Genomic DNA, 21,857 nt, shown 5'->3' with positions numbered 1-21,857 from the left:
CACCTCGGGCCTCGGCGGGCCCGAGGTGTCGACCGCCTGTCCGGCAGCCGCGGAGCCCGGTCAGAGCGGGGTGACCGTGCCCCGGAAGTGCTGGCGGCGCCGGCCGCCGTTCCAGCCGACGTACCCGAAGCCGTCGTCGTCCGGGGTGACGGCCACGTCCACCGTGCCGGGCAGCAGGACGGGGGAGGCGAACTCGACCGTCCAGCGATAGGCGTCGCCGCGCGCGTGCCCGACGTCGGCCAGTGCGCGCGCCGCCGTGTACATGCCGTGGGCGATGGCGCGCGGGAAGCCGAACGCCTTCGCGGACAGCGCCGACAGGTGGATCGGGTTCCGGTCGCCCGAGACGGCGCCGTACGCGCGCCCGGTGCCCGGCCCGAGCGCCCACCGGCCGGTGGGCAGCGGCGGGGTCCACGTGCCCGCGGGCGCGCGGTCCTCGGCGTCGGCGTCCGCCGCCTCGTCCCGCGGGGCGTCCGCCTCGTCGGACCAGGGCAGGTGGAAGCCCTTGGCGAGGTAGGTCGACACGCCCCGCCACACGGGCCCGGCGTCCGGGTCGGCCTGCCGGCGCACCTCGGCGACGAGGTCCACCTGCACGCCTCGCTTGTGCGGGCGCAGGTTCTGGGCCCAGGCGCGCACCTCGAGCATGTCGCCGACGACGACGGGCCCGCGCAGCTCGACGTCGTTCGCCAGGTGCACCATCCCGAGCAGCGGCAGCGGGAAGTCGCCGCGCACCATGACCGCGGTCGCCAGCGGGAACGCCAGCACGTGCAGGTACCCCGCGGGCAGCACGTCGGTGACCGGCTCGTGCAGCAGCCGCTGGTAGTCGTGCAGGTGGTGGGCGAGCTCCGCCGTCGGCACGCGGGTGACGCGGTACGCGACGTCGGGCAGCGTCAGGGGGGCGGGCTCGCCGTCGCCCTCCGACCGGCCCTGGCCGATGACGGGCAGGCCCGGCATCGCGCGCCCCGCCGCGATGCGGCCCGAGGCGGCGGCGCCGCGTGCGTAGAGGCTGCCGAGGCCCGGCAGGGTGGGCAGGGTCTCGACGCGCAGCGGCTCGCCGGCGCTGGTGGCCGGCGCGGCCGCCGTCACCGCCCCACCAGGTTCTGGCCGCACACGCGCAGCACCTGGCCGTTGACCCCGGCGGACGCCGGCGACGCGAGGAAGACGATCGCCTCGGCGACGTCGACCGGCCGGCCGCCCTGCTGCAGCGAGTTGAGGCGCCGGGCCACCTCGCGGGTGGCGAAGGGGATCGACGCCGTCATCTCGGTCTCGATGAAGCCGGGCGCGACGGCGTTCGCCGTGCCGCCGCGCGCGGCGACCAGCGGGGCCGTGGCACGGGTGTGCCCGATGACGCCGGCCTTGGAGTAGCCGTAGTTCGTCTGGCCCTTGTTGCCGGCGATGCCGGAGGTCGACGCGAGCGACACGATGCGCAGCCCGTCCACGCCCGCGCCCCCGTCGAAGCCGAGCAGCTGGTCGTTGATCCGCAGCTGGGCCTCGAGGTTGACGGCGATGACGGCGTCCCACTGGGCGGGCTTCATGTTGGCCAGCAGCTTGTCGCGCAGGATGCCCGCGTTGTGCACCACGACGTCGAGGCCGCCGTGGCGGGTGCGCGCGTGCTCGAGGATGCGTCGGCCGGCGTCGTCGGACGTGACGTCGAGCTGGAGCGCCGTGCCGCCCACCGCGTTGGCGGTGCGCGCCAGCCCCTCGCCGGCGGCGGGGACGTCCACGCACACGACCGTGGCGCCGTCGCGGGCGAGGGTCTTCGCGATGGCGGCCCCGATGCCACGGGCGGCCCCGGTGACGACGGCGACCTTCCCGGCCAGCGGCCGGTCCCAGTCGGCGGGGGCCGCGGCGTCGGCCGGGCCGACCGGCAGCAGCTGGCCGTCCACGTACGCGGACCGCGCGGACAGGAAGAACCGCAGCGTGGCGAAGACGGACGTCGAGTCGACGGCGGCGCCCTCGGTGAGCACGATCCCGTTGCCGGTGGCGCCGGCGCGCAGCTCCTTGGCGAGCGAGCGCAGGAAGCCGTCGACGCCGTTGCGCGCCGCGGCGAGCGCCGGGGCGTCGCCGTCGGCGGCGGCGCGGGAGACGGTGACGACGCGCCCGTTGGTGGCGAGCCGGCGCAGGACGGAGCCCGTGGCCAGCACGGCCGCGGACACGTCGGTGGGACGCCGCGTCTCGGTGAGCACCAGCAGGACGGCGCCCCAGCGGGCGTCGTCGGTGGGCTGGCGGCGCACGTCGAGGCCCCAGCCGAGCAGCTCCTGGGCGATCCTGTCCGCGTCGCCGGTGGAGGCGTCGTCGGAGACGACGAGCACCGGCCCGACGGTGAGCGGGTCACCCGCGCGGAAGCGGCGCAGGATCGCGGGTCGCGGCAGGCCCAGCTTCTTCGCGAGCGTCTTGGTGAAGCCGGAGTTGACGGCCTTGGTGTAGGAGTCGGTCACGGGTTCCTCTCAGACGGACTCGACGACGGCGGTGGCCCCGAGGCCGCCCGCGGCGCAGATGGAGATCAGGGCACGCGCCGGCCGGCCGGTCTCGGCGGCCTTGGCCGCGACGAGCTTGGCGGCCGTGGCGAGGATGCGGCCGCCCGTCGCGGCGAACGGGTGGCCGGCGGCGAGCGAGGAGCCGTTGACGTTGAGCTTCTCCCGGTCCACGCTGCCGAGCGGCGCCTCGAGGCCGAGCTCCGCCTTGCAGTAGTCGGCGTCCTCCCAGGCGGCGAGCGTCGTGAGGACGGTCGATGCGAACGCCTCGTGGATCTCGAAGAAGTCGAAGTCGTCGAGGGTCAGGCCGTTGCGGGCCAGCAGGCGCGGCACCGCGTGCACGGGCGCCATGAGGAGGCCGTCGTGGCCGTGCACGAAGTCGACGGCGGCGGTCTCGGCGTCGACGAGCCGCGCGAGCACCGGCAGGTCGCGCTCGGCGGCCCACGCGGCCGACGACAGCAGCACGGTGGAGGCACCGTCGGTCAGCGGCGTGGAGTTGCCGGCCGTCATCGTGGGCTCGGCGGGCTCGGCGAGGCCGCGGCCGAACACCGGCTTGAGCTTCGCGAGCTTCTCCAGCGAGGTGTCCGCGCGCAGGTTGTCGTCACGGGTCAGGCCGCGGAACGGCGTGACCAGGTCGTCGAAGAACCCGGCGTCCCACGCGGCGGCGAGGTGCTGGTGGCTGGCGAGCGCGACCTCGTCCTGCGCGGCGCGGGAGATGCCCCAGCGCGCGGTGGTGATGGCCTGGTGCTCGCCCATCGAGAGGCCGGTGCGCGGCTCGTCGGTGGCGGGCGTGAGGGGCTTGAGGTCGGCCGGACGGATCTTCGCGAAGGCCTTGAGACGCGCCTGGAGCGTCTTGGCGTGCGACGCGTCGAGCAGCGCGCGGCGGAGGCCCTCGCTCACGGCGACGGGGGCGTCCGAGACGGTGTCGGAGCCGCCGGCGACGCCGGACTCGATCTGGCCGAGCCGGATCTTGTTGGCGACGGTGATCGCGGCCTCGAGGCCGGTCGCGCACGCCTGCTGCAGGTCGAAGGCGGGGGTCTGGGGCGACAGCGAGGAGCCGAGCACCGACTCGCGGACCAGGTTGAAGTCGCGCGAGTGCTTGAGGACGGCGCCGCCCACGACCTCGCCGAGGCGCTCGCCCTGCAGGCCGTACCGGGCGACGAGCCCTTCGAGCGCCGCGGTGAACATCTCCTGGTTGGAGGCGTCGGCGTACTTCTTGCCGGCGCGCGAGAACGGGATGCGGTTGCCGCCCACGATCACGGCGTCGCGCACGCCGGCGGGGGCGGACGGGTTCGCTTCGCGGGTGTTCCGGGAGGTGCCGGACGGCTTGCGTGTAGCCACAGGGGTAGATCCTTCACTCCGTCGGTCAGGTAGGACTCACAGTACCTGATACTCTCAGTCTCGTGAGACGAGTCACAAGGTGCGGCCGATGACGGCCGCGGAACAGCTCGACGCCCGTTCGGCTCCGGATGCTCGTTCGGCCCTCGACGGTCGTTCTACACGGTGGGACGACCATCGTGCCGCGCGCCGGGCGCAGCTCGTGAACGCCGCGCGCAAGGCCGTGCACCGCGCCGGGCCGGGGGTCTCGATGGACGAGATCGCGGGCGAGGCGGGCACGTCCAAGTCGATCGTCTACCGGTACTTCGAGGACAAGGCGGGCCTGCGCCTCGCCGTGGCCGCGCACGTCGTCGCGACGATGCACGACGCGCTCCGCGAGGCCGCCGAGGCCGCGCCCACCCCGCACGCGGCCCTGCGCGCGATGGTCCGGGTGTACCTCGAGATGATCGAGCACTCGCCCAACGTCTACTGGTTCGTCACCCGCACCGCCATCGGCGGCAACGAGCCCGCGCCCGGCACCGCCGGGACGGGGCAGGTCGAGGCGCTCGGCGCCTACCTCGACTCGGTGATCGAGCTGGTGGCCGAGCCGTTCGCCAAGGCCGTCCAGGTGCCCCCGGCGCTCGCCGCCGCCTGGGCCGCGGGGGCCGTCGGCTTCGTGCGCGGCGCCGGCGAGTGGTGGCTCGGACACGGCGCGGAGCAGGGCGGTCCCGACCGGCTCACCCGGGAGGACCTCACCGAGAAGGTGACGCTCTGGCTGTGGACCGGCCCCGTCGGCGTCCTCCACCACGAGGAGTCCGCGCCCTTCGACCTCGCCGGGCCCTCCCATCCCTTCGAGACCTCCAACCCCGCACAACCGCAGGAGAACCGATGACCACGACGTCCGACCGTCCCGCGACGACGCAGGCCGCACCCGCCCCCAAGGCGACCCCGCGCGTCGACGTCGCCGGCCTGTCCGAGCAGCTGCTCGGCCGGTGGCCGGAGTGGCGCCGCCACGCCCGCGCCCGCTCGACCGACCCGACCTTCTGGAAGGACGAGTCGCTCTCGATGGCGGAGCACCGCGAGCGGGTGCTCGAGCAGATGAAGCTGCTCGCGACCGACCCGAAGCACCAGGTGTGGCTCGGATACCCGACGCGCCTCGGCGGGGCGGACGCCCCGGGCGCGAACCTGGCGGGCTTCGAGGAGCTCGCCGTCGCGGACCCGTCGCTGCAGATCAAGGCGGGCGTCCAGTGGGGCCTGTTCGGCTCGGCCATCCTGCACCTGGGCACGCCCGAGCAGCAGGACCGCCTGCTGCCGGGGGCGATGGACCTGTCGGTGCCGGGCGCGTTCGCGATGACGGAGATCGGGCACGGCTCGGACGTCGCGTCGGTGGCCACCACGGCCACCTACGACCCGGAGACGGAGGAGTTCGAGATCCACACGCCGTTCCGCGCGGCGTGGAAGGAGTTCCTCGGCAACGCGGCGGTGCATGCCACGGCGGCGACAGTCTTCGCGCAGCTCATCACGAACGGCGTCAACCACGGCGTGCACTGCTTCTACGTGCCGGTGCGCGACCCGGAGACCATGGAGTTCCTGCCCGGGATCAGCGGGCACGACGACGGGCTCAAGGGCGGCCTGCGCGGCGTCGACAACGGGCGGCTCGCCTTCGACCACGTCCGCATCCCGCGCGCCGACCTGCTCGCCCGCTACGGCGCGGTCGCCGCCGACGGGACCTACTCGTCGTCGATCGACAGCCCCGGCCGCCGCTTCTTCACCATGCTCGGCTCGCTGGTGCAGGGCCGCGTGTCGCTGGACGGCGCCGCGTCGACGGCGTCCAAGCTGGGCCTCGCCATCGCCGTGAAGTACGGCGCGGAGCGCCGCCAGTTCACCTCGTCGTCGCCGATCGAGGAGACGGTGCTGCTGGACTACGCGACCCACCGCCGCCGCCTGTTCCCGCGCATCGCCGAGACGTACGCGACGCACTTCGCGCACGACCGCCTCCTCGACCTGTTCGACGACGTCTTCTCCGGCGAGAAGGACACCCCGGAGAACCGCGAGGACCTCGAGACGATGGCGGCGGCGCTCAAGGCGACGTCGACCACGTTCGTGCTCGAGACGCTCCAGGAGGCCCGCGTGGCCTGCGGCGGCGCCGGCTTCATCACCGAGAACCGCATCACGAGCCTGCACCACGACATGGACGTGTACGCCACGTTCGAGGGCGACAACACGGTGCTGCTGCAGCTCGTCGCCAAGCGTCTCGTGGGCGACTACGCCAAGGCCCTCAAGGGCGCGACGTCGACGCCGGCCGGCATCGCCCGGTTCGTCGTCGACCGCGCCGCGGACGCCGCCCTGCACCGCACCGGCCTGCGCCGGGCCGGCCAGGCCCTCGCCGACGCCGGCGACCCGCGCCGCGCCGCGGGGCACCTGCGCGACGCCGAGACGCAGCGCGAGCTGCTGGCCGACCGCGTCGCGACCATGGTCGAGGAGGTCGCCATGGCCCTGCGCCCCGCGCAGAAGGCGGACCCCGTGACGGCCGCGCGGATCTTCGACGAGAACCAGGTGCAGCTCGTCGAGGCGGCCAGGGCGCACGCCGACCTGCTGCGCTGGTCGGCGTTCACCGACGCGCTCGAGCAGATCGAGGACCCGGGCACCCGCCGCGTCATGACGTGGGTGCGCGACGTCTTCGGGCTCACCCTCATCGAGCGCAACCTCGCCTGGTACCTCATCAACGGGCGGCTCTCCGCGCAGCGCGCGCGCACCGTGACGTCGTACGTCGACCGCCTGCTCGACCGCCTGCGTCCGCACGCCGTCGACCTGGTCGACGCGTGGGGCTACGGGCCCGACCACCTGCGGGCGGTCATCGCGTCCGGCATCGAGGCGGAGCGGCAGGACGAGGCCCGGGCGTACTACGCCCGGCAGCGCGCCGACGGCACCGCGCCGATCAGCGAGAAGGCGCTGAAGAAGCAGAAGCGCGCCTGACACGGAGAGAAGCCCGGACCGGACCGCGCCTGCTGCGGTCCGGTCCGGGCTTCTCTGTCTCGCGGACTCTCGGCGTCCCGTCAGGCGGCGGCGGGCGTCGGCTGCCCCGCGCGCACCGGCTGCGGGTAGTCCTCGACGACGGCGGGCGGGGCCTCGACCGTGCCCGGCGTCGTGCCCGGCACCGGGGCGGGCACGACGCTCGCCTCCTCCGCCGCCTGCTCGTCACGCAGCGGCAGGCCGAGCGTGACGGTGGCCGGTCGCGCGACGCGTGCCGGCGGGACGGACATCGCCACCACGGCCGCACCCCCGAGCCCGGCCAGGAGGGCGGCCCACGCCACCCACGTCCAGCCGAGCGCTGCCGACGCGCCCAGCAACGCCCCGTCCACGACCCCCACGACGAGTCCGACGACGAGCACCCGTCTCATGCCTACCTCCCACGGTCCGCCTCATCCGTGCCTTTCCAGGAGACGACACGACGGCCGGTCGTGCATCTGCTGGGCGGACCGTGCAGGTCACAGGTGGGTCACGGTCGCCGGTCGTGCCCCGCCTGGTCCCAGGTGAGGGCGGGCGCGGACATCCGGGGGTCGGCGTGCCCGAGCAGCAGGGGCGACGGCGACGGGTCCAGCGTGGTGCGCAGCTGGTGGTGCATCTCCCCGGTGAGCCGCAGCGCCAGCTCGAACCGCAGCGGCGCCACGTGGTCGGCATGGAGCCGGCCGCCGATCGCCGGGTGCGGGGAGAAGGCGAGCACCTCGTCCGGTCGCGGGTGCAGGCCGGTGTCGAGCACCTCCCGGCACAGGTCCTCCAGCAGGAGGTCCGCGCGCCCGTCCGCCGAGTCGAGCTCCGTGTACATCTCGACGGCGGTGGACCAGCGGAGCTCGAGCGTCCCCTCGATCGTGTCGAGGAACCACCAGCCCTCCAGGGACTCGAGGAAGACGTCGCCGAAGACGGTCGTGAAGCGGGGCGTCTTGCCGTGGACCCCCAGCCACGACCAGGACGCCAACCCGTACGCGAACGCGCCGGGAGCAAAGGTTCTGAGCAGTTCCACGTGCGCATCAAACCACCTTGTGGTAAAAGACGAAACCCCCGACTCCGCCGGGGCTGAGCGTGGCCCCGCTCACGCAGAATCGTCACCTGTTCGTGATGTAGGTCAAGGATGCAGGCGCGCAGGTCAAGAATCGGTCATCCACGCAGGTGGGGGTTGCGCCGGCCCGCCGTCGCGGAACTCTGCCCCGGCGCCGCCCGTTGACCCACGGGTGGCCCGAGGACCTCGGCGCCGCCGCCGCACGAGCCCCCGACCCGGAGGTGGACCCATGGAGACGCCCGCCGCGCGCAGGCGTGTCGACGCCCGGAGCGTCGCGATCACCGGACTCACGACGCTCGCCTGGTACGCCGTGCCCGACGTCGTCGGCCCTCGCTGGGCGCGCGCCCTCACCAAGGCAGGCGTGCTGGCCGGCGGGCTCGGCCTGGGAATGGCCCTCACCGCCGAGGGCCGCTCCGCCGTCGACGGCGTGCGGGAGGCGCGCGACGAGGTCCGCGACCTGCGCGACCTCGCCCGGCGCATGGAGGCGTCGCCCGAGGGGGACGACGGGGACGTCGACGACGCGGACCTCGGCGACGCTGACCCGGACGCGGGCCTCGGCGGCGCCGGGGTGGACGACGCCGACCTCGAGGACAACGTCCTCCTGGGCGACGCGGAGCTCGCGGACGCCGACCCGTTGCCGGACCCGGCGGTCGCGGGAGCTGCGGCGGCGGGCGCGGTCGCCCTCGCGGTGGCGGTCGCCGTGGCGGGGGAGAAGTGGGCCTACCGGCGCGGCGAGCGGTGGCGCACGCAGGGGCGGCGGCTGCCGCACACGCGGGTCGGGCTGATCCTCGGGGCGCTCGCGGCCGTGGCGACCGCCCTCGACCCGTCGATCTCCATGGTCGGGCCGCTCGAGGACGAGGCGCCCGCGAGCTGACGCGGCTCCCGGCTCAGGCGTCCCCGGCGGTCGAGCCCCGCACGACGAGGCGTGGCGGGGAGAGCTCCGTGCCGTGCGCGGGCCGCCCGTCGATCGCGGCCAGCAGGAGCTCGGCGGCGCGCTGCCCCATCCGGTCGAGCTGGGGGTCCACGGTGGTCAGGGGCGGGCGGCTGGCGAGCGCCATGACGTCCCAGTCGTCGTAGCCGGTCACGGCCACGTCCTCGGGCACGCGCACGCCGCGGTCGCGCAGGCGGTCGCAGCCGCCGCGGGCGATCTGGTCGGAGGCGAACGCGATGGCGTCGACCGGCAACGGCTCGCCGGCCCGGTGGTCGCCGAGGAGGAGGTCGACGGCCAGCCGCCCCCAGCGCTCGGACCACTCGCCGAACCGCGGCTCGCCGACGATCGCGCCGCCGCGCGCCGCGAGGGCGTCGGCCAGGGCGACGTGCCGCTGCACGGAGGCCGCCTGGTCACCGCGACCGCCGACGTAGGCGACCCGGGCGCGGCCGAGGGAGAGCAGGTGCTCCGCGACGGCGGTCATCCCGGCGGCGTCGTCGGGCACGACGGACGCGTCGTCCGGGTCCTGCGACGGTGCGAAGGCGTAGACGACCGGCATCGGCACCCGGATGGGCGGCCGGGGATCGGTGGTGCGGCCCGTGACGATGATCCCGTCCACGCGCCGCGCGACGAGGCTGCGGACGTGGTGCTGCTCGCGGACGGCGTCGTGCCGGGCCGTGGCCAGCAGCGCCGAGATCTGACCGCCGACGAGCGCGTTCTCGGCGCCGAGGACCACCGGCAGCGAGAAGCGGCCTGCCGAGTCCGTGCTCAGCAGGCCGACGGTGAAGCTGCGCCGCGCCGACAGCGACCGCGCCTGCGCGTCGGGCACGAAGCCCAGCCGTTCCGCCGCCTCGCGCACGCGGGCACGGGTCGCGGGTCGCAGGGAGCCGGTGTCGTTGAGCGCCTTCGACACGGTGCTGGGGGACACCCCTGCCAGCGCGGCGACGTCCGTGATCCGCACGACGCCCGGAGTCTCCGCCATGAGGCCTCCTCGAGGATTCCTGCCGTTCCGCGGGATGGCGGGCGGCGCTGCCGATGGTACGCGATTCCACCTGTCGGGCAGGTGCTTGACGACTCGCGCAACGCTCCCTACCGTGAGGAAAACGGATTCCTAGTTTCCTTCCTCAAGGGAGAGGTGCATGACGACGACGACGCTCCGGACCGCTCGCGGCCCTGCCGAGCCCACAGCCTCGGCGATCAGCAGCCTGCGGCCGCTGCCGCCGGGCAGCGCGACCCTCCAGGGCGGGCTGTGGGGTCACCGGCTCCGCGTCAACCGCGACGCCTCGGTGCCCGAGGGCCTGGGGCACCTGCGCGAGTACGGGAACCTGCGCAACCTCGAGATCGCCGCCGGGCTGGCCGAGGGCGAGGCGCAGGGGCCGATCTTCGCGGACTCCGACGTGCACAAGTGGCTCGAGGCCGCGGCCTGGGAGTACGGGCGCGAGCCCGACGAGGCGCTGCTGGCCGACATCCTCGAGGTCACCCGGGCCGTCGCCGGCGCCCAGGCGCCGGACGGCTACCTCGACTCGGTGCCGCAGCTGCGCGGCGTGGAGCGGTACTCCGACCTGCCGTGGAGCCACGAGCACTACTGCGCGGGGCACCTGATGCAGGCCGCGGTCGCGCAGGTGCGGGCCACCGGGCGGCGCGAGCTGCTCGACGTCGCCGTCCGGCTCGCGGACCACCTCGTCGAGACCTTCGGCGACGGCGAGGGTCAGCTGCGCGAGGTCGACGGGCACCCGGTGATCGAGACCGCGCTCGTGGAGCTCTACCGGGAGACCGGCACGCGGGCGTACCTGGACCTGGCGCGCTGGTTCGTCGACGCCCGCGGCACGGGGATCATCGCGGCCCACGGCAAGCAGCCCACCTACTTCTCCGACCGGGTCCGTGTCCGCGAGGCGACGACCGTCGAGGGGCACGCCGTGCGCGCCGTCTACCTCGGCGCGGGCGCCACCGACGTCGCGGTCGAGACGGACGACCGCGAGCTCCTCGCGGCGCTCGAGGCGCAGTACGCGGCGATGGTCGACGGCAAGCAGTACCTCACGGGCGGGCTCGGCTCCCGTTGGGACGGCGAGGCGTTCGGCGACCCGCACGAGCTGCCCAACGACCGCGCCTACGCCGAGACGTGCGCCGCCATCGGCGCCGTGCAGTGGGCCTGGCGCCTGCTGCTCGCCACGGGCGACGCGCGCTACGCCGACCAGATCGAGCGGATGCTGCTCAACGGCTTCCTCTCCGGGCTCTCCCTGGGCGGCACCGAGTACTTCTACGTCAACCCGCTGCAGGTGCGCACCGGCGCGCACGCGGAGGAGGAGCGCAATCCCGCCGCCGGGCGCCGGCCGTGGTTCGGCTGCGCCTGCTGCCCGCCCAACATCATGCGGACGCTGTCGAGCCTCGAGGGGTACCTCGCGACGGTCGCCGACGACGCGCTCCAGGTGCACCAGTACGCACCCGGCACGATCGCCGCCGACCTGCCCGGCGGCGCGCTGCGCGTCCGTGTCGAGACGGGGTACCCGTACACCGGCCGGGTGACCCTGCACGTCGAGGAGGCGCACACGGGAGCCGGGCTCGCGCTGCGGGTGCCGAGCTGGGCCGAGGGCGCCACGCTCGACGGCGCCCCCGTCGCGGCCGGTGGCTACGCCACCGTGGGCCGGGCGCTCGCGGCCGGGGACGTCGTCGTGCTGGAGCTGCCCGTGGCGCCCCGCCTGACGGCCGCGGACCCGCGGGTCGACGACGTGCGCGGCTGCGTCGCGATCGAGCGCGGCCCGTTCGTGTACGCGCTGGAGCAGGAGGACCAGGACGGGGGCGCCGTCGTGGACGACGTCCTGATCGACGTCGCCGGGCCCCTGGGCGAGGAGGACCGTCCCGACCTGCTCGGCGGGACGGTCGTGGTGACGGCGACCGGGTCCGTGCGGTCCCGGCCCGTGTCGCCCGTGGGCGCCGGCCCGTACCGGCCGGCGGAGACGCCAGCCCCGCCCGTGACCGGCGCGGTGACGCTGCGCGCGGTCCCGTACCACCTGTGGGCCAACCGCGGCCCCCAGGCCATGCGGGTCTGGGTCCCCGTGGCCTGACCGGCAGCACCTCACGCGGGGCGCCCGACGCGGGCGCCCCGCCCCCGCGGGCACCGCCGCCCGCGGGCAGGACACGGAGGACACGGCGCCCGACGGGCGCGGAGGAGGAGAGCGATGGAGCTCACCAGACGGCAGCTGCTCGCGCTGCTCGGCGCGGGCGGCGCCGCCGCCGCCGGCGTGGGCCTGGCCGGCTGCGCGACGCCGGCCACCGCCGTCGACGTCGGCGCCCCCGGGTTCGGGGACGGCGCGCGCGGCACGGTGGAGATGTGGTGCCGCTCGGACACGGTCAACGGCGTCCAGGCCGTGGTCGACGCCTTCCACGCGGCGCAGGACCGCGTCCGGGTGCGGCTCACGCCGATCCAGAACGGCCAGTACGTCACCAAGGTCGCCACGGCGATCCGCGGCGGCCGGGTGCCCGACGTCATCGACATCGACGACATCTACTCGACGATGTTCGCCTTCCGCGACGTGTTCACCGACCTCACGCCGCTGGTGGAGGACCTCGCCCTCGGCGACGCCCTCAGCCCCGGCCACCTGGCCCTCGCCACCAAGCAGGGCAAGCACTACGGGGTGCCCTTCCTCGGCGACTTCTCGGTCCTGTTCTGCAACACCGAGCTGTTCGACCGCGCCGGCCTGGACGTCGACGAGCACACCGCGTCGTTCGAAGGGATCCTCGAGGCCGCCCGCGCGATCGCGGGGCTCGGGGACGACACGTACGGCTGGTCGTTCCCCGGCAACGCGTCCGGCGCGCTGGGGTTCACCGTGCAGCCGCACGTGTGGGCCACGGGCGTCGACCTCATCGCCGGCGACGTCGGCGACCAGCGCGGGAACGTCGCCGGCAACGACGCACTGCGCCGCACGCTCGACCTCGAGCGCACGCTCTGGGAGGAGCAGCTGGTGCCGCCCGGCTGCTTCGCCGACGACGCGTCGCGCTGGTCGGCCGACTACGTCGCCGGACGGCTCGGGATGTTCCCCGGCGGGTACGGCGTCGTGGCGCCGAACGCGTCGCCCGAGCTCCTGGAACGCAGCCGCGTCGTGCTGCTGCCCGGGCCGGACGGCGGCCGCGCGTTCTTCGACGGCGGCGACAACCTCTGCATGCCCGCGGGCGGGAAGAACCCGGCGGGGGCGGCCGAGCTCATCCGCTTCGCGGTCGCCCTCGAGCAGCAGGCGCGCATGCCCGACGGGTTCTACTCGCCGATCCGCTCCGACGTCGTGACGCCGGAGTTCGCCCGCGAGCACCCGCTCGTCACACCCACGCTCGAGCAGCTCGACTCGGGGTACGCCCCCACGACGCTCGCCTACAACCTCATCTACAACCAGCAGGACGGGCCCTGGCTGCGCATGTTCCGCAGGGCCGTCTTCGACGGGGAGGTCGACGCCGCCATGGACGAGGCCCAGACCACGTACGACCGCATCCTGCGGCAGGCCCAGGCATGAGCGCCCCGGCCGTCGCCCGGCCCGCACGACGTCACGGCACCCTCACGCACCCCGCCCGCACGGGGGTGCTGCTCGTCGCGCCGGCGGTCGCGTTCGTCGTCGTGTTCGTGCTCGTGCCGCTCGTCTCCGCCGTGGGGATCTCGTTCACCAACCTCCCGCTCATCGGGACGTGGCGGTTCATCGGCCTGGAGAACTACGCGTCCGTGCTCACGGACCCCACGTTCTGGCGGGCCGTCGGCTACACCCTGCTCTACACCGCGATCGTCACGCTGCCGATCCTCGCGCTCGGCTACACGCTGGCGGTGGTCGTGCGGTCCAACCGCCGCGGCGCCACGGTGCTGCGCACGATCTTCTTCGTCCCGTACGTCATCGGCCTCACGACGCTCAGCTTCCTCATGCTGCTCGAGGCACAGCCGAACAGCGGCATGGTGAACGTGGTGCTCAAGGCCCTCGGGATCACCGACGGCTCGACGGCGTGGCTCGTCGACGGGCCGCTCGCCACCGGGCTGCTGTGCGTCATGGTGATCTGGGCGGTGTCCGGGCTCACCATGGTGCTGCTCATGTCGGGGATGCAGGGCATCCCGCGCGAGGTCTACGAGTCGGCCGAGCTCGACGGCGCCTCGTGGTGGATGCGCGAACGGTCGATCACGATCCCCCTGCTGCGCCGCACCATCGCGATGACCGTCGTGCTCTCCGTCATCGGGTCGCTGCTCGCGTTCACGCAGTTCTACATCCTGACCCAGGGCGGCCCCGGCTCCGACACCACCACCGTGGTGATGGCGATCTACCGCCGGGCGTTCGTGCAGCTGCAGCTGGGCGCGGCGACGGCGATGTCGCTCGTGCTGGTCGTCATCACCGGACTGGTCACCGCGGCGCAGTTCTGGCTGCTGCGGGAGAGGAGCTGACATGGCGGTCACGACGAGCGCACCGGGCACGACCGGGCTGGGCGCGCCGGGCGGGAGCTCTCGCGGCACGAGCCCGGGCCGCGGGTCCTCGCCAGGCGCGGCAGGGCCGACGTCGGGCCCCGAGCGCGACACGCGCGTGCGCCGCACGCTGTACGCCGTGGGCGGCATCCTCGCCGCCCTCGTCTTCCTCGTGCCGCTGGCGCTGGCGCTGGTGCGGTCCGGGCAGCCCGGCGACGTGGTCGTGGCCGCGCCGGACGGGCGCTTCCTCGACCTGTCGTGGGTCAACTTCCGGCTGATCCTCGACCAGCCGGAGATCTGGCGCGGCATCGTGAACTCGGTCGTCGTGTCCGTGGCGACGGCCGTGCTCACGGCGGTCCTCGCGACCCTCGCCGGGTACGGGTTCGCCAAGTTCGGCTTCCGCGGCCGGGGCCTGCTGTTCGGGCTGGTGCTGGTGACCCTCATGGTGCCGTTCCAGGCGATCCTCACCCCGCTGTACCTGCAGATGAACGCGATGCGGCTCACGGACAGCCTGTTCGGCCTCGTGCTCTTCTACACGACCGTGAACCTCCCGTTCTGCGTGTTCGTCATGCGCAACGCGTTCGAGTCGGTGCCCGGCGAGATCGAGGACTCCGCGCACGTGGACGGCGCGGGGACCGTGCGCATGATCGTGTCCGTGCTGCGGCCGCTCGTGCTGCCCGGCGCCGCGACGGCCGCCCTCTACGCGTTCCTCGCCTCGTGGACGGAGTTCCTCGGGGCGCTCACGTTCCTCACCGACTCGTCCCTCTACACGCTGCCCGTGTCGCTGGTGAACCTGCAGCAGGGGGCGTACGGGCAGGTGAACTTCGGGCTCCTGGCCGCCGGGTCCGTGGTCGCGATGATCCCGTGCGTCGTGCTGTACGTGGCCCTGCAGCGGTACTACGTGGCAGGCCTCGCGTCGGGGTCGGTCAAGGGCTGACGGTGCGCGCCCGACCCGGCTGGTCGTCGAAGACGTCCCAGCAGATCGCGGAGCGCGCCCGCTGGTCGTCGAGGACCAGGTCGAGCAGCTCGGCGGGCACCTGCTCCCGCTGCCAGTCCCGCTCGGCGAGCCGGGCGGCCTCGGCCTCGCCAGCAGGGGCGGCGGCGCTCGCGGCCCGGATCGCGTAGGCGGCGGCGCCCAGGTCGTGCGCGGCGACGTGGGCCACGGCGACGGCCTGCCCGGCCGCGAGCGCCGCGAACCGGGCGGGGTCGGGACGGCCCTTGCCGGCGGCGTTCGCGACGAAGGCGGTGCGGTGCGCCTCGCGCATCGGCACCTCGCCCCGGATCCAGCCGCGGGCGACCTCGAGCGCCTGCCGGGGGCGGTCGTCGTCCGGCGCCGCGCGCTCGAAGAGGGGCAGCACGTGGTCGGCGCAGGCCACCGCCCACCCGGCCAGCATCCGGTGGTCGTCGTCGGTGAGGGTCCCGCCCCGGCGCACGGTGATCAGGCGGGGGTCGCGCTCGGTGGGCAGGATCGGCATGCACCCATCCTGCCGCCCCGTCCGGGGTGCCGTCCGGCGCCGGTAGACTGGCGGGGCGCCGCGAGGCGCCCCCGCACGGACCGACGCCGGATGCCGGCACCCCGCGGTGCGGTGATCACCCGGTCCGAGCCCTGAGCTCTGCAGTACTCGCGCGACCCGAGGGAAGTTGATGACCGCCGCTGCCGACCGTGCCGAAGCCGTGTCCGCCCCCCGCCCCCAGCTGGACACCGTCGAGACCGCCGCGTCCACGCCGGACGAGGTCCAGCCGTACGCCGAGCTCGGCCTCAAGCCGGACGAGTACCAGCGCATCCGCGACCTGCTCGGGCGCCGCCCGACGGCCGCCGAGCTGGCGATGTACTCGGTGATGTGGTCCGAGCACTGCTCGTACAAGTCGTCCAAGGTGCACCTGAAGAAGTTCGGCGACCGGGTGACCGAGGAGATGAAGGAGCACCTGCTCGTCGGCATCGGCGAGAACGCGGGCGTCGTCGACGTCGGCGACGGCTGGGCGGTCACCTTCAAGGTCGAGTCGCACAACCACCCGTCGTTCGTGGAGCCCTACCAGGGCGCCGCGACCGGGGTCGGCGGCATCGTCCGCGACATCATCTCGATGGGCGCGCGCCCCGTGGCCGTGATGGACCAGCTGCGGTTCGGCGCCGTCGACCACCCGGACACCGCGCGCGTGGTGCACGGCGTCGTGAGCGGCGTCGGCGGCTACGGGAACTCGCTCGGCCTGCCCAACATCGGCGGCGAGCTCGTCTTCGACGGCTCCTACCAGGGCAACCCGCTCGTCAACGCGCTGTGCCTCGGGGTGCTCCGCCACGAGGACATCCACCTGGCGAACGCTTCTGGAGTGGGCAACAAGGTGGTCCTGTTCGGTGCCCGCACGGGCGGCGACGGCATCGGCGGGGCCTCGATCCTCGCCTCCGAGACGTTCGAGGACGGCGTTCCGGCCAAGCGGCCGAGCGTCCAGGTGGGCGACCCCTTCATGGAGAAGGTGCTCATCGAGTGCTGCCTCGAGCTCTACGCCGCGCAGGTCGTGGAGGGCATCCAGGACCTCGGCGCCGCGGGCATCTCCTGCGCGACGAGCGAGCTGGCGTCCAACGGCGACGGCGGCATGCACGTCTGGCTCGACGACGTGCTGCTGCGCGACCCCACCCTGAACGCCGGCGAGATCCTCATGTCGGAGTCGCAGGAGCGCATGATGGCGGTGGTCACGCCCGAGAAGCTCGAGCAGTTCCTCGCGATCACCGGCAAGTGGGACGTCGAGACCGCCGTCATCGGCGAGGTCAACGACTCCGGCCGCCTCACCATCGACCACCACGGCCAGCGGATCGTGGACGTCGACCCGAAGACGGTCGCGCACGAGGGCCCCGTCTACGAGCGCCCCTACGCCCGCCCGGCGTGGCAGGACGGCCTGCAGGCCGACACCACGGTCGCCGCGGGCCTGGCCCGCCCGACGTCGGCCGACGACCTCCGCGCCACCGCGCTGCGCCTGCTGGCGTCGCCGAACCTCGCGTCCAAGGCCTGGGTGACGAACCAGTACGACCGCTTCGTCCAGGGCAACACCGCGCTCGCGCAGCCCGACGACGGCGGCGTGGTCCGCGTCGACGAGGCCACCGGCCGCGGTGTCGCCCTCGCCACCGACGCCAACGGCCGCTACGGCAAGCTCGACCCGCGCACGGGCGCCCAGCTCGCGCTCGCGGAGGCGTACCGGAACGTCGCGACGGCCGGCGCGAAGCCGCTCGCCGTGACGGACTGCCTCAACTTCGGCTCGCCCGAGCACCCGGACTCGATGTGGCAGCTCGTCGAGGCGATCGAGGGCCTCGCGGACGCGTGCCAGGAGCTCGGCGTCCCGGTCACGGGCGGCAACGTCTCGCTCTACAACGGCACCGGCGAGCCGGGGCAGATCGACTCCTCGATCCACCCGACGCCCGTCGTCGGCGTCCTCGGCGTCATCGACGACGTGCGCACGGCGGTGCCGTCGGGCTGGCGCGCCGAGGGTCTGTCGATCCTGCTGCTGGGCCGCACGGCCGACGAGCTCGACGGCTCCGCGTGGGCCGACGTCGAGCACGGGCACCTGGGCGGCCTGCCGCCTCGCGTGGACCTGGCGGCCGAGCGCGCGCTCGCCTCTGCGCTGGTCGAGGCGCGCGAGCAGGGCCTGGTCGCCGCCGCGCACGACCTGTCCGAGGGCGGCCTCGCCCAGGGGCTGCTCGAGGCGTCGCTGCGCTACGGCGTCGGCGCCGACGTCGCGCTCGACGGCGTCACCGGCCGCGACGGCGTGACGCCGTTCGCCGCCCTGTTCAGCGAGTCCACCGCGCGCGCCCTGGTGGCCGTCGACCCGGAGCACGAGCCCGAGCTCGTCGCGGTGGCGGAGGCCGCCGGCGTGCCGGTGCTGCGTCTCGGCCGCACCGGCGGCGAGGAGCTGGCGGTGGCCGGCGGCTTCGACGGCGAGACCTTCACGGTGCCGCTCGCCGAGGCCCGCGAGGCGCACGAGGGCACGCTGCCGCGCATCTTCGGCTGACGCGCGCGGCTGGGCTCGTCGGTCGAGCCTGTCGAGACCCGCGTGGTCTCGACGGGCGCGACCGACGGACGCCGCCGTCGTCTCGGCGTGTGAGATCACGTCTCGCGAGCGCATACCCTGCAAGGGACGTGCGTGTGCCGTGCCGCCCTCCGGGCCTTGCGGGCGCGCTCCCCACCTACCGGGAGGAGCCCCGATGGAAGACCGTCTGCAGCCTGTGTTCGCCGAGGTGCTGCGCCGCAATCCCGGCGAGGTGGAGTTCCACCAGGCCGTGCGCGAGGTCTTCGAGTCGCTGGGCCCGGTGCTGCGCAAGAACCCGCAGTACGTCGAGGCCGCCGTGCTCGAGCGCATCTGCGAGCCCGAGCGGCAGATCATCTTCCGCGTGCCGTGGGTCGACGACACGGGCCGCGTGCGGATCAACCGCGGCTTCCGCGTCGAGTACAACTCGGCCCTCGGCCCGTACAAGGGCGGCCTGCGCTTCCACCCCTCGGTGTACCTGGGGATCGTGAAGTTCCTCGGCTTCGAGCAGATCTTCAAGAACGCCCTCACCGGGCTGCCGATCGGCGGCGGCAAGGGCGGCTCCGACTTCGACCCCCGCGGCCGGTCCGACGGCGAGGTCATGCGGTTCTGCCAGTCGTTCATGACGGAGCTGTACCGCCACATCGGCGAGTACACGGACGTGCCCGCCGGCGACATCGGCGTGGGCGCCCGCGAGGTCGGCTACCTGTTCGGCCAGTACAAGCGGATCACCAACCGCTACGAGTCCGGCGTCCTCACCGGCAAGGGCCTCACCTGGGGCGGCTCGCTGGTGCGCCGGGAGGCCACCGGCTACGGCGCGGTGCTCTTCGCGCAGAGCATGCTCGGCACCAAGGGCGAGAGCCTCGACGGCCGTCGCGTCTCGGTGTCCGGCTCGGGCAACGTCGCGATCTACGCGGCGGAGAAGGCGCAGCAGCTCGGCGGCCGCGTGATCACGTTCTCGGACTCGTCGGGCTACGTCGTCGACGAGGCCGGCATCGACCTCGACCTGCTCAAGGAGGTCAAGGAGGTCCGGCGCGGCCGCGTGTCCGACTACGTCGACCAGCGCCCCGGCGCCCGGCTGGTGTCCGACGGCAGCATCTGGGACGTCCCCACCGACGTCGCGCTGCCCTGCGCCACCCAGAACGAGCTCTCCGAGACCGACGCCAAGCAGCTCGTCGCCAACGGCGTCCGCGCCGTCGCGGAGGGCGCCAACATGCCGACCACCCCGGAGGCCGTCGCCCTCCTGCGCGAGGCCGGCGTGCTGTTCGGCCCGGGCAAGGCCGCGAACGCGGGCGGCGTCGCGACGTCGGCGCTGGAGATGCAGCAGAACGCCTCGCGCGACTCGTGGAGCTTCGACTACACCGAGTCCCGCCTCGCCGAGATCATGACCGGCATCCACGACAACTGCCTCGCCACGGCGGAGGAGTACGAGGCGCCCGGTGACTACGTCGTCGGCGCCAACGTCGCCGGCTTCACCAAGGTCGCCGACGCGATGATCGCCTTCGGCGTCATCTGACGGCAGCAGCACGCACGACGACGGCGCGGCCCCGCAGGGGGACCGCGCCGTCGTCGTCAGCAGGCGATCAGACCTCGGTGTTCTCCGACGAGATCATCCAGGCCTGCTTCTCGAGGTCGGTGATGATCTCGTGCAGCAGGTCGGCGCTGGTCGGGTCCTCGGCGTCGACGTCGTCGTGCACCTCGCGCGCGACCTCGACGGTCTGCGCGACGCGCTCGACGATCGCGTCGACCGTGTCCTCGACCGACACCAGGCCGGCGGGGTAGGGCGACAGGTCGGTCGTGGTGGCGACGGTCTCGGTGCGGCCGTCGGGCACGGCCTGGAGCGCGCGGAGGCGCTCGGCGACGGTGTCGCTGTGCTCGCGGGCGACGTCGACGAGCTCGTCGAGCTGGAGGTGCAGGTCGCGGAAACCGCGGCCGGTGACGTTCCAGTGGGCCTGCTTGCCCTGGACGTGCAGGTCGACCAGCGCGACGAGCACGCGCTGCAGGTGGGCGCGGAGCTTGTCGGAGGCCTCGGCACGGGGGGTGGTGCGCTTCATCGTGGGAGTGGTCATGGGTGAACCTTCCTTCCGGTGACGATCGCTCTCTTGAACCATTCCAGGTTAAGGAGCCTTCCCGGGCGCCGCCAGCAAGGACAGGCGAGCCTTGGTCGTCGTCAGCGCGCTCCCGTGACGAGGTCGAGCAGCGCCGTCGCGAACGCCGGGGCGAGCGAGGGGGAGTGGTCCGCGCCCGCGATCGACCACAGCTCGACCTCGGCGCCGCCCGAGCACCCGGCCCACGTCGTCACCGTGGTCTCGGCGCCGGCGACCGCGCTGTCGAGGTCGCGCCGGTCGGGAGCGGTGACGGGGGCCGCCGCGCACCCGTCGTGACGTGCCCACGCGGCGGCCGACTCCGCCGCCGCCGGGTAGGCGTGCCCGTCGCGGGTCCCGCCGCCCGCGCGGATCACGGGGTCGTCCGCGCCGTGCGCCTGCACCACGGTCACCGGGCGCGACGGCCGGCAGGCGCCGTCGTCCGCCGGCATCGCGCCCGCGAGCGACACCACGACGGACACGAGGTCGGCGTGGTCGCACGCGGTGCGATAGGCCATGAAGCCGCCGTTGGAGTACCCGACCACAGCGACCCGCTCGGGGTCCACGGCGTACGTGGCCGCGAGCGTGCGGATCACCTGCGCCAGGTACGCGGAGTCGTCGACGCCCGCGCGGTCGGCGCCGCAGCAGGCGTCGGTCGCGTTCCAGAACCGGCGCCCGTCCGGCCCCTCGTTGCCCTCGGGGAGGGCGTAGAGCACGCCGCGCGCGAGGGCCTGGTCCCGCAGCCCGAGCATGGCCTCCGCGCGCGCCGCGTCGGAGCCGAAGCCGTGCAGGACGAGGAGGAGCGGGGCGGGGAGGTCGGGCTGGTAGGCGGGCGGCACATGGAGCTGGACGGGCCGGCCGCCGACGTCGACGACGCCCGCCGTGCCTGCCGGCATCGCCTCGGCAGCCGCGAGCACCAGGGGCTGCTCGTCGGCCTGCGGAGGCACGGCGGAGCCGCAGGCCGTGAGCAGCAGGGTGACCAGCGCGACGAGGGTCGCCAGGATCGGGCGGTGCGCCGGCATGCCGTCGATTGTCGCGTGCGAGCGGCGCCCGGCATAGGCTGAAAACGGTGCGGAGGTGGTGCTCCGATGACGTGGCAGCTGGCGCTCCTGACGGCGGCGTTCGCGCTGGTCGCGACGGTCGCCGCCCGGTCGTGGGCGCATTCCGACGCGCACCGGGACGCCGTCGCCCGCCGGGCGCTCCGTCGTCGTGCCCCCGCCGCCGACCCGCTGCTGACGCTGACCGTCCAGGTGCGCCTGGGGGAGCTGGCGCGCGAGCTGCGCGCCATCGACGCCGACCCGCAGGTCTACGCCCGCGCCCACCACGCCCGCGCCGCGCAGGGCGCCTACGACGCCCTGCTGCGCGAGGCGTGCCGCCTCGCCGGGCTGAGCGTCGTCGACCTGCCCATGCGCGCCGGCGAGCGGGCCGAGTCCGCCGAACGGCTGCGCGAGGAGCTGGAGCTCAGCTCCCGCGGCTGGTCCTGGTGACCGGCCGAGGGAGGACGGGATCTCGAGGGAGGACGGACGACGGCGAGGGAGCACGAGGGCCGCGGCGGTGCGCACCGCCG

Annotated in this window: 19 protein-coding genes; 10 read left to right on the top strand and 9 right to left on the bottom strand. The window is 74.3% G+C overall.

All coding sequences use genetic code 11. From position 1 onward, the window contains the following. Positions 1–60: 60 nt before the first annotated feature. From ACFQ8T_RS21275 to ACFQ8T_RS21265, 3 genes are read right to left on the bottom strand one after another with little or no spacing between them, the layout of a single operon-like run. Positions 61–1,083, bottom strand: a complete 1,023-nt coding sequence (locus ACFQ8T_RS21275) for a MaoC family dehydratase (protein WP_430548445.1) — start codon at positions 1,081–1,083, stop codon at positions 61–63. Next, complete coding sequence (locus ACFQ8T_RS21270) at positions 1,080–2,435, bottom strand: 3-oxoacyl-ACP reductase (RefSeq protein WP_430548444.1); 1,356 nt, start codon at positions 2,433–2,435, stop codon at positions 1,080–1,082. Before ACFQ8T_RS21270 ends, ACFQ8T_RS21275 begins: the two co-directional genes overlap by 4 nt. Positions 2,436–2,444: 9 nt before the next feature. After that, complete coding sequence (locus ACFQ8T_RS21265) at positions 2,445–3,743, bottom strand: acetyl-CoA C-acetyltransferase (protein WP_430548446.1); 1,299 nt, start codon at positions 3,741–3,743, stop codon at positions 2,445–2,447. Positions 3,744–3,900: 157 nt separating this feature from the next. Here ACFQ8T_RS21265 and ACFQ8T_RS21260 point away from each other — a divergent pair, with 157 nt between their 5' ends. Both ACFQ8T_RS21260 and ACFQ8T_RS21255 read left to right on the top strand, forming a co-directional pair. Further along, complete coding sequence (locus tag ACFQ8T_RS21260) at positions 3,901–4,680, top strand: TetR/AcrR family transcriptional regulator (protein WP_430548443.1); 780 nt, start codon at positions 3,901–3,903, stop codon at positions 4,678–4,680. Beyond that, positions 4,677–6,764 carry an acyl-CoA dehydrogenase gene (locus ACFQ8T_RS21255; RefSeq protein WP_430548442.1) on the top strand — a complete coding sequence of 696 codons (2,088 nt, stop codon included), beginning with the start codon at positions 4,677–4,679 and terminating at the stop codon, positions 6,762–6,764. The genes ACFQ8T_RS21260 and ACFQ8T_RS21255 overlap by 4 nt, the downstream gene beginning before the upstream one ends. A gap of 80 nt (positions 6,765–6,844) precedes the next feature. On the opposite strand, the gene ACFQ8T_RS21250 is transcribed toward ACFQ8T_RS21255, so the two are convergent. Both ACFQ8T_RS21250 and ACFQ8T_RS21245 read right to left on the bottom strand, forming a co-directional pair. Beyond that, a complete protein-coding gene (locus tag ACFQ8T_RS21250; RefSeq protein ID WP_430548441.1) occupies positions 6,845–7,189 on the bottom strand; it encodes a hypothetical protein in 345 nt (114 codons plus the stop codon). A 98-nt stretch (positions 7,190–7,287) separates the two neighbouring features. Continuing rightward, a complete protein-coding gene (locus tag ACFQ8T_RS21245) occupies positions 7,288–7,809 on the bottom strand; it encodes a hypothetical protein (RefSeq protein ID WP_430548440.1) in 522 nt (173 codons plus the stop codon). Between the two features lie 265 nt (positions 7,810–8,074). On the opposite strand from ACFQ8T_RS21245, the gene ACFQ8T_RS21240 reads away from it, so the two are divergent. Further along, positions 8,075–8,719 (top strand): hypothetical protein, encoded by a 645-nt coding sequence (locus ACFQ8T_RS21240; protein ID WP_430548439.1) that lies wholly within the window; start codon positions 8,075–8,077, stop codon positions 8,717–8,719. Between the two features lie 13 nt (positions 8,720–8,732). On the opposite strand, the gene ACFQ8T_RS21235 is transcribed toward ACFQ8T_RS21240, so the two are convergent. Beyond that, positions 8,733–9,755, bottom strand: a complete 1,023-nt coding sequence (locus ACFQ8T_RS21235; protein ID WP_430548438.1) for a LacI family DNA-binding transcriptional regulator — start codon at positions 9,753–9,755, stop codon at positions 8,733–8,735. A 157-nt stretch (positions 9,756–9,912) separates the two neighbouring features. On the opposite strand from ACFQ8T_RS21235, the gene ACFQ8T_RS21230 reads away from it, so the two are divergent. The 4 genes from ACFQ8T_RS21230 (at position 9,913) to ACFQ8T_RS21215 (ending at position 15,132) form a co-directional block, all read left to right on the top strand. Continuing rightward, positions 9,913–11,835 carry a glycoside hydrolase family 127 protein gene (locus ACFQ8T_RS21230; RefSeq protein ID WP_430548437.1) on the top strand — a complete coding sequence of 641 codons (1,923 nt, stop codon included), beginning with the start codon at positions 9,913–9,915 and terminating at the stop codon, positions 11,833–11,835. Positions 11,836–11,949: 114 nt separating this feature from the next. Next, on the top strand, positions 11,950–13,272 hold the full coding sequence (locus ACFQ8T_RS21225; protein WP_430548436.1) for an ABC transporter substrate-binding protein: 1,323 nt from the start codon (positions 11,950–11,952) through the stop codon (positions 13,270–13,272). Then, positions 13,269–14,177, top strand: a complete 909-nt coding sequence (locus ACFQ8T_RS21220) for a carbohydrate ABC transporter permease (protein WP_430548435.1) — start codon at positions 13,269–13,271, stop codon at positions 14,175–14,177. Before ACFQ8T_RS21225 ends, ACFQ8T_RS21220 begins: the two co-directional genes overlap by 4 nt. Position 14,178: 1 nt before the next feature. After that, positions 14,179–15,132: a carbohydrate ABC transporter permease gene (locus ACFQ8T_RS21215; protein WP_430548434.1), complete on the top strand. Its 954-nt coding sequence runs from the start codon at positions 14,179–14,181 to the stop codon at positions 15,130–15,132. Here ACFQ8T_RS21215 and ACFQ8T_RS21210 read toward each other — a convergent pair. Continuing rightward, positions 15,122–15,670, bottom strand: a complete 549-nt coding sequence (locus ACFQ8T_RS21210; RefSeq protein WP_430548433.1) for a putative immunity protein — start codon at positions 15,668–15,670, stop codon at positions 15,122–15,124. The two genes, ACFQ8T_RS21215 and ACFQ8T_RS21210, sit on opposite strands and share 11 nt — an antisense overlap. Positions 15,671–15,839: 169 nt before the next feature. Here ACFQ8T_RS21210 and purL point away from each other — a divergent pair, with 169 nt between their 5' ends. Further along, the gene (gene purL / locus ACFQ8T_RS21205) at positions 15,840–18,191 is read left to right on the top strand and encodes a phosphoribosylformylglycinamidine synthase subunit PurL (protein WP_430548432.1); all 2,352 of its coding nucleotides are present in this window, start codon (positions 15,840–15,842) and stop codon (positions 18,189–18,191) included. 193 nt (positions 18,192–18,384) lie between these two features. Then, entirely contained in the window at positions 18,385–19,722 is a 1,338-nt protein-coding gene (gene gdhA, locus ACFQ8T_RS21200) for an NADP-specific glutamate dehydrogenase (RefSeq protein ID WP_430548431.1), read from the top strand. A gap of 67 nt (positions 19,723–19,789) precedes the next feature. Here the strand turns inward: gdhA and ACFQ8T_RS21195 are convergent, their stop codons facing one another. After that, complete coding sequence (locus ACFQ8T_RS21195; protein ID WP_430548430.1) at positions 19,790–20,275, bottom strand: Dps family protein; 486 nt, start codon at positions 20,273–20,275, stop codon at positions 19,790–19,792. A 101-nt stretch (positions 20,276–20,376) separates the two neighbouring features. After that, entirely contained in the window at positions 20,377–21,312 is a 936-nt protein-coding gene (locus tag ACFQ8T_RS21190; RefSeq protein ID WP_430548429.1) for an alpha/beta hydrolase family esterase, read from the bottom strand. Positions 21,313–21,378: 66 nt separating this feature from the next. Here ACFQ8T_RS21190 and ACFQ8T_RS21185 point away from each other — a divergent pair, with 66 nt between their 5' ends. Continuing rightward, positions 21,379–21,777 (top strand): hypothetical protein, encoded by a 399-nt coding sequence (locus ACFQ8T_RS21185; RefSeq protein ID WP_430548428.1) that lies wholly within the window; start codon positions 21,379–21,381, stop codon positions 21,775–21,777. Positions 21,778–21,857: the final 80 nt, after the last annotated feature.

It is taken from the genome of Isoptericola sp. NPDC056618, from assembly GCF_042792715.1.
GTDB lineage: Bacteria > Actinomycetota > Actinomycetes > Actinomycetales > Cellulomonadaceae > Isoptericola > Isoptericola nanjingensis.
This window is presented reverse-complemented; position numbering and strand designations above follow the sequence as displayed.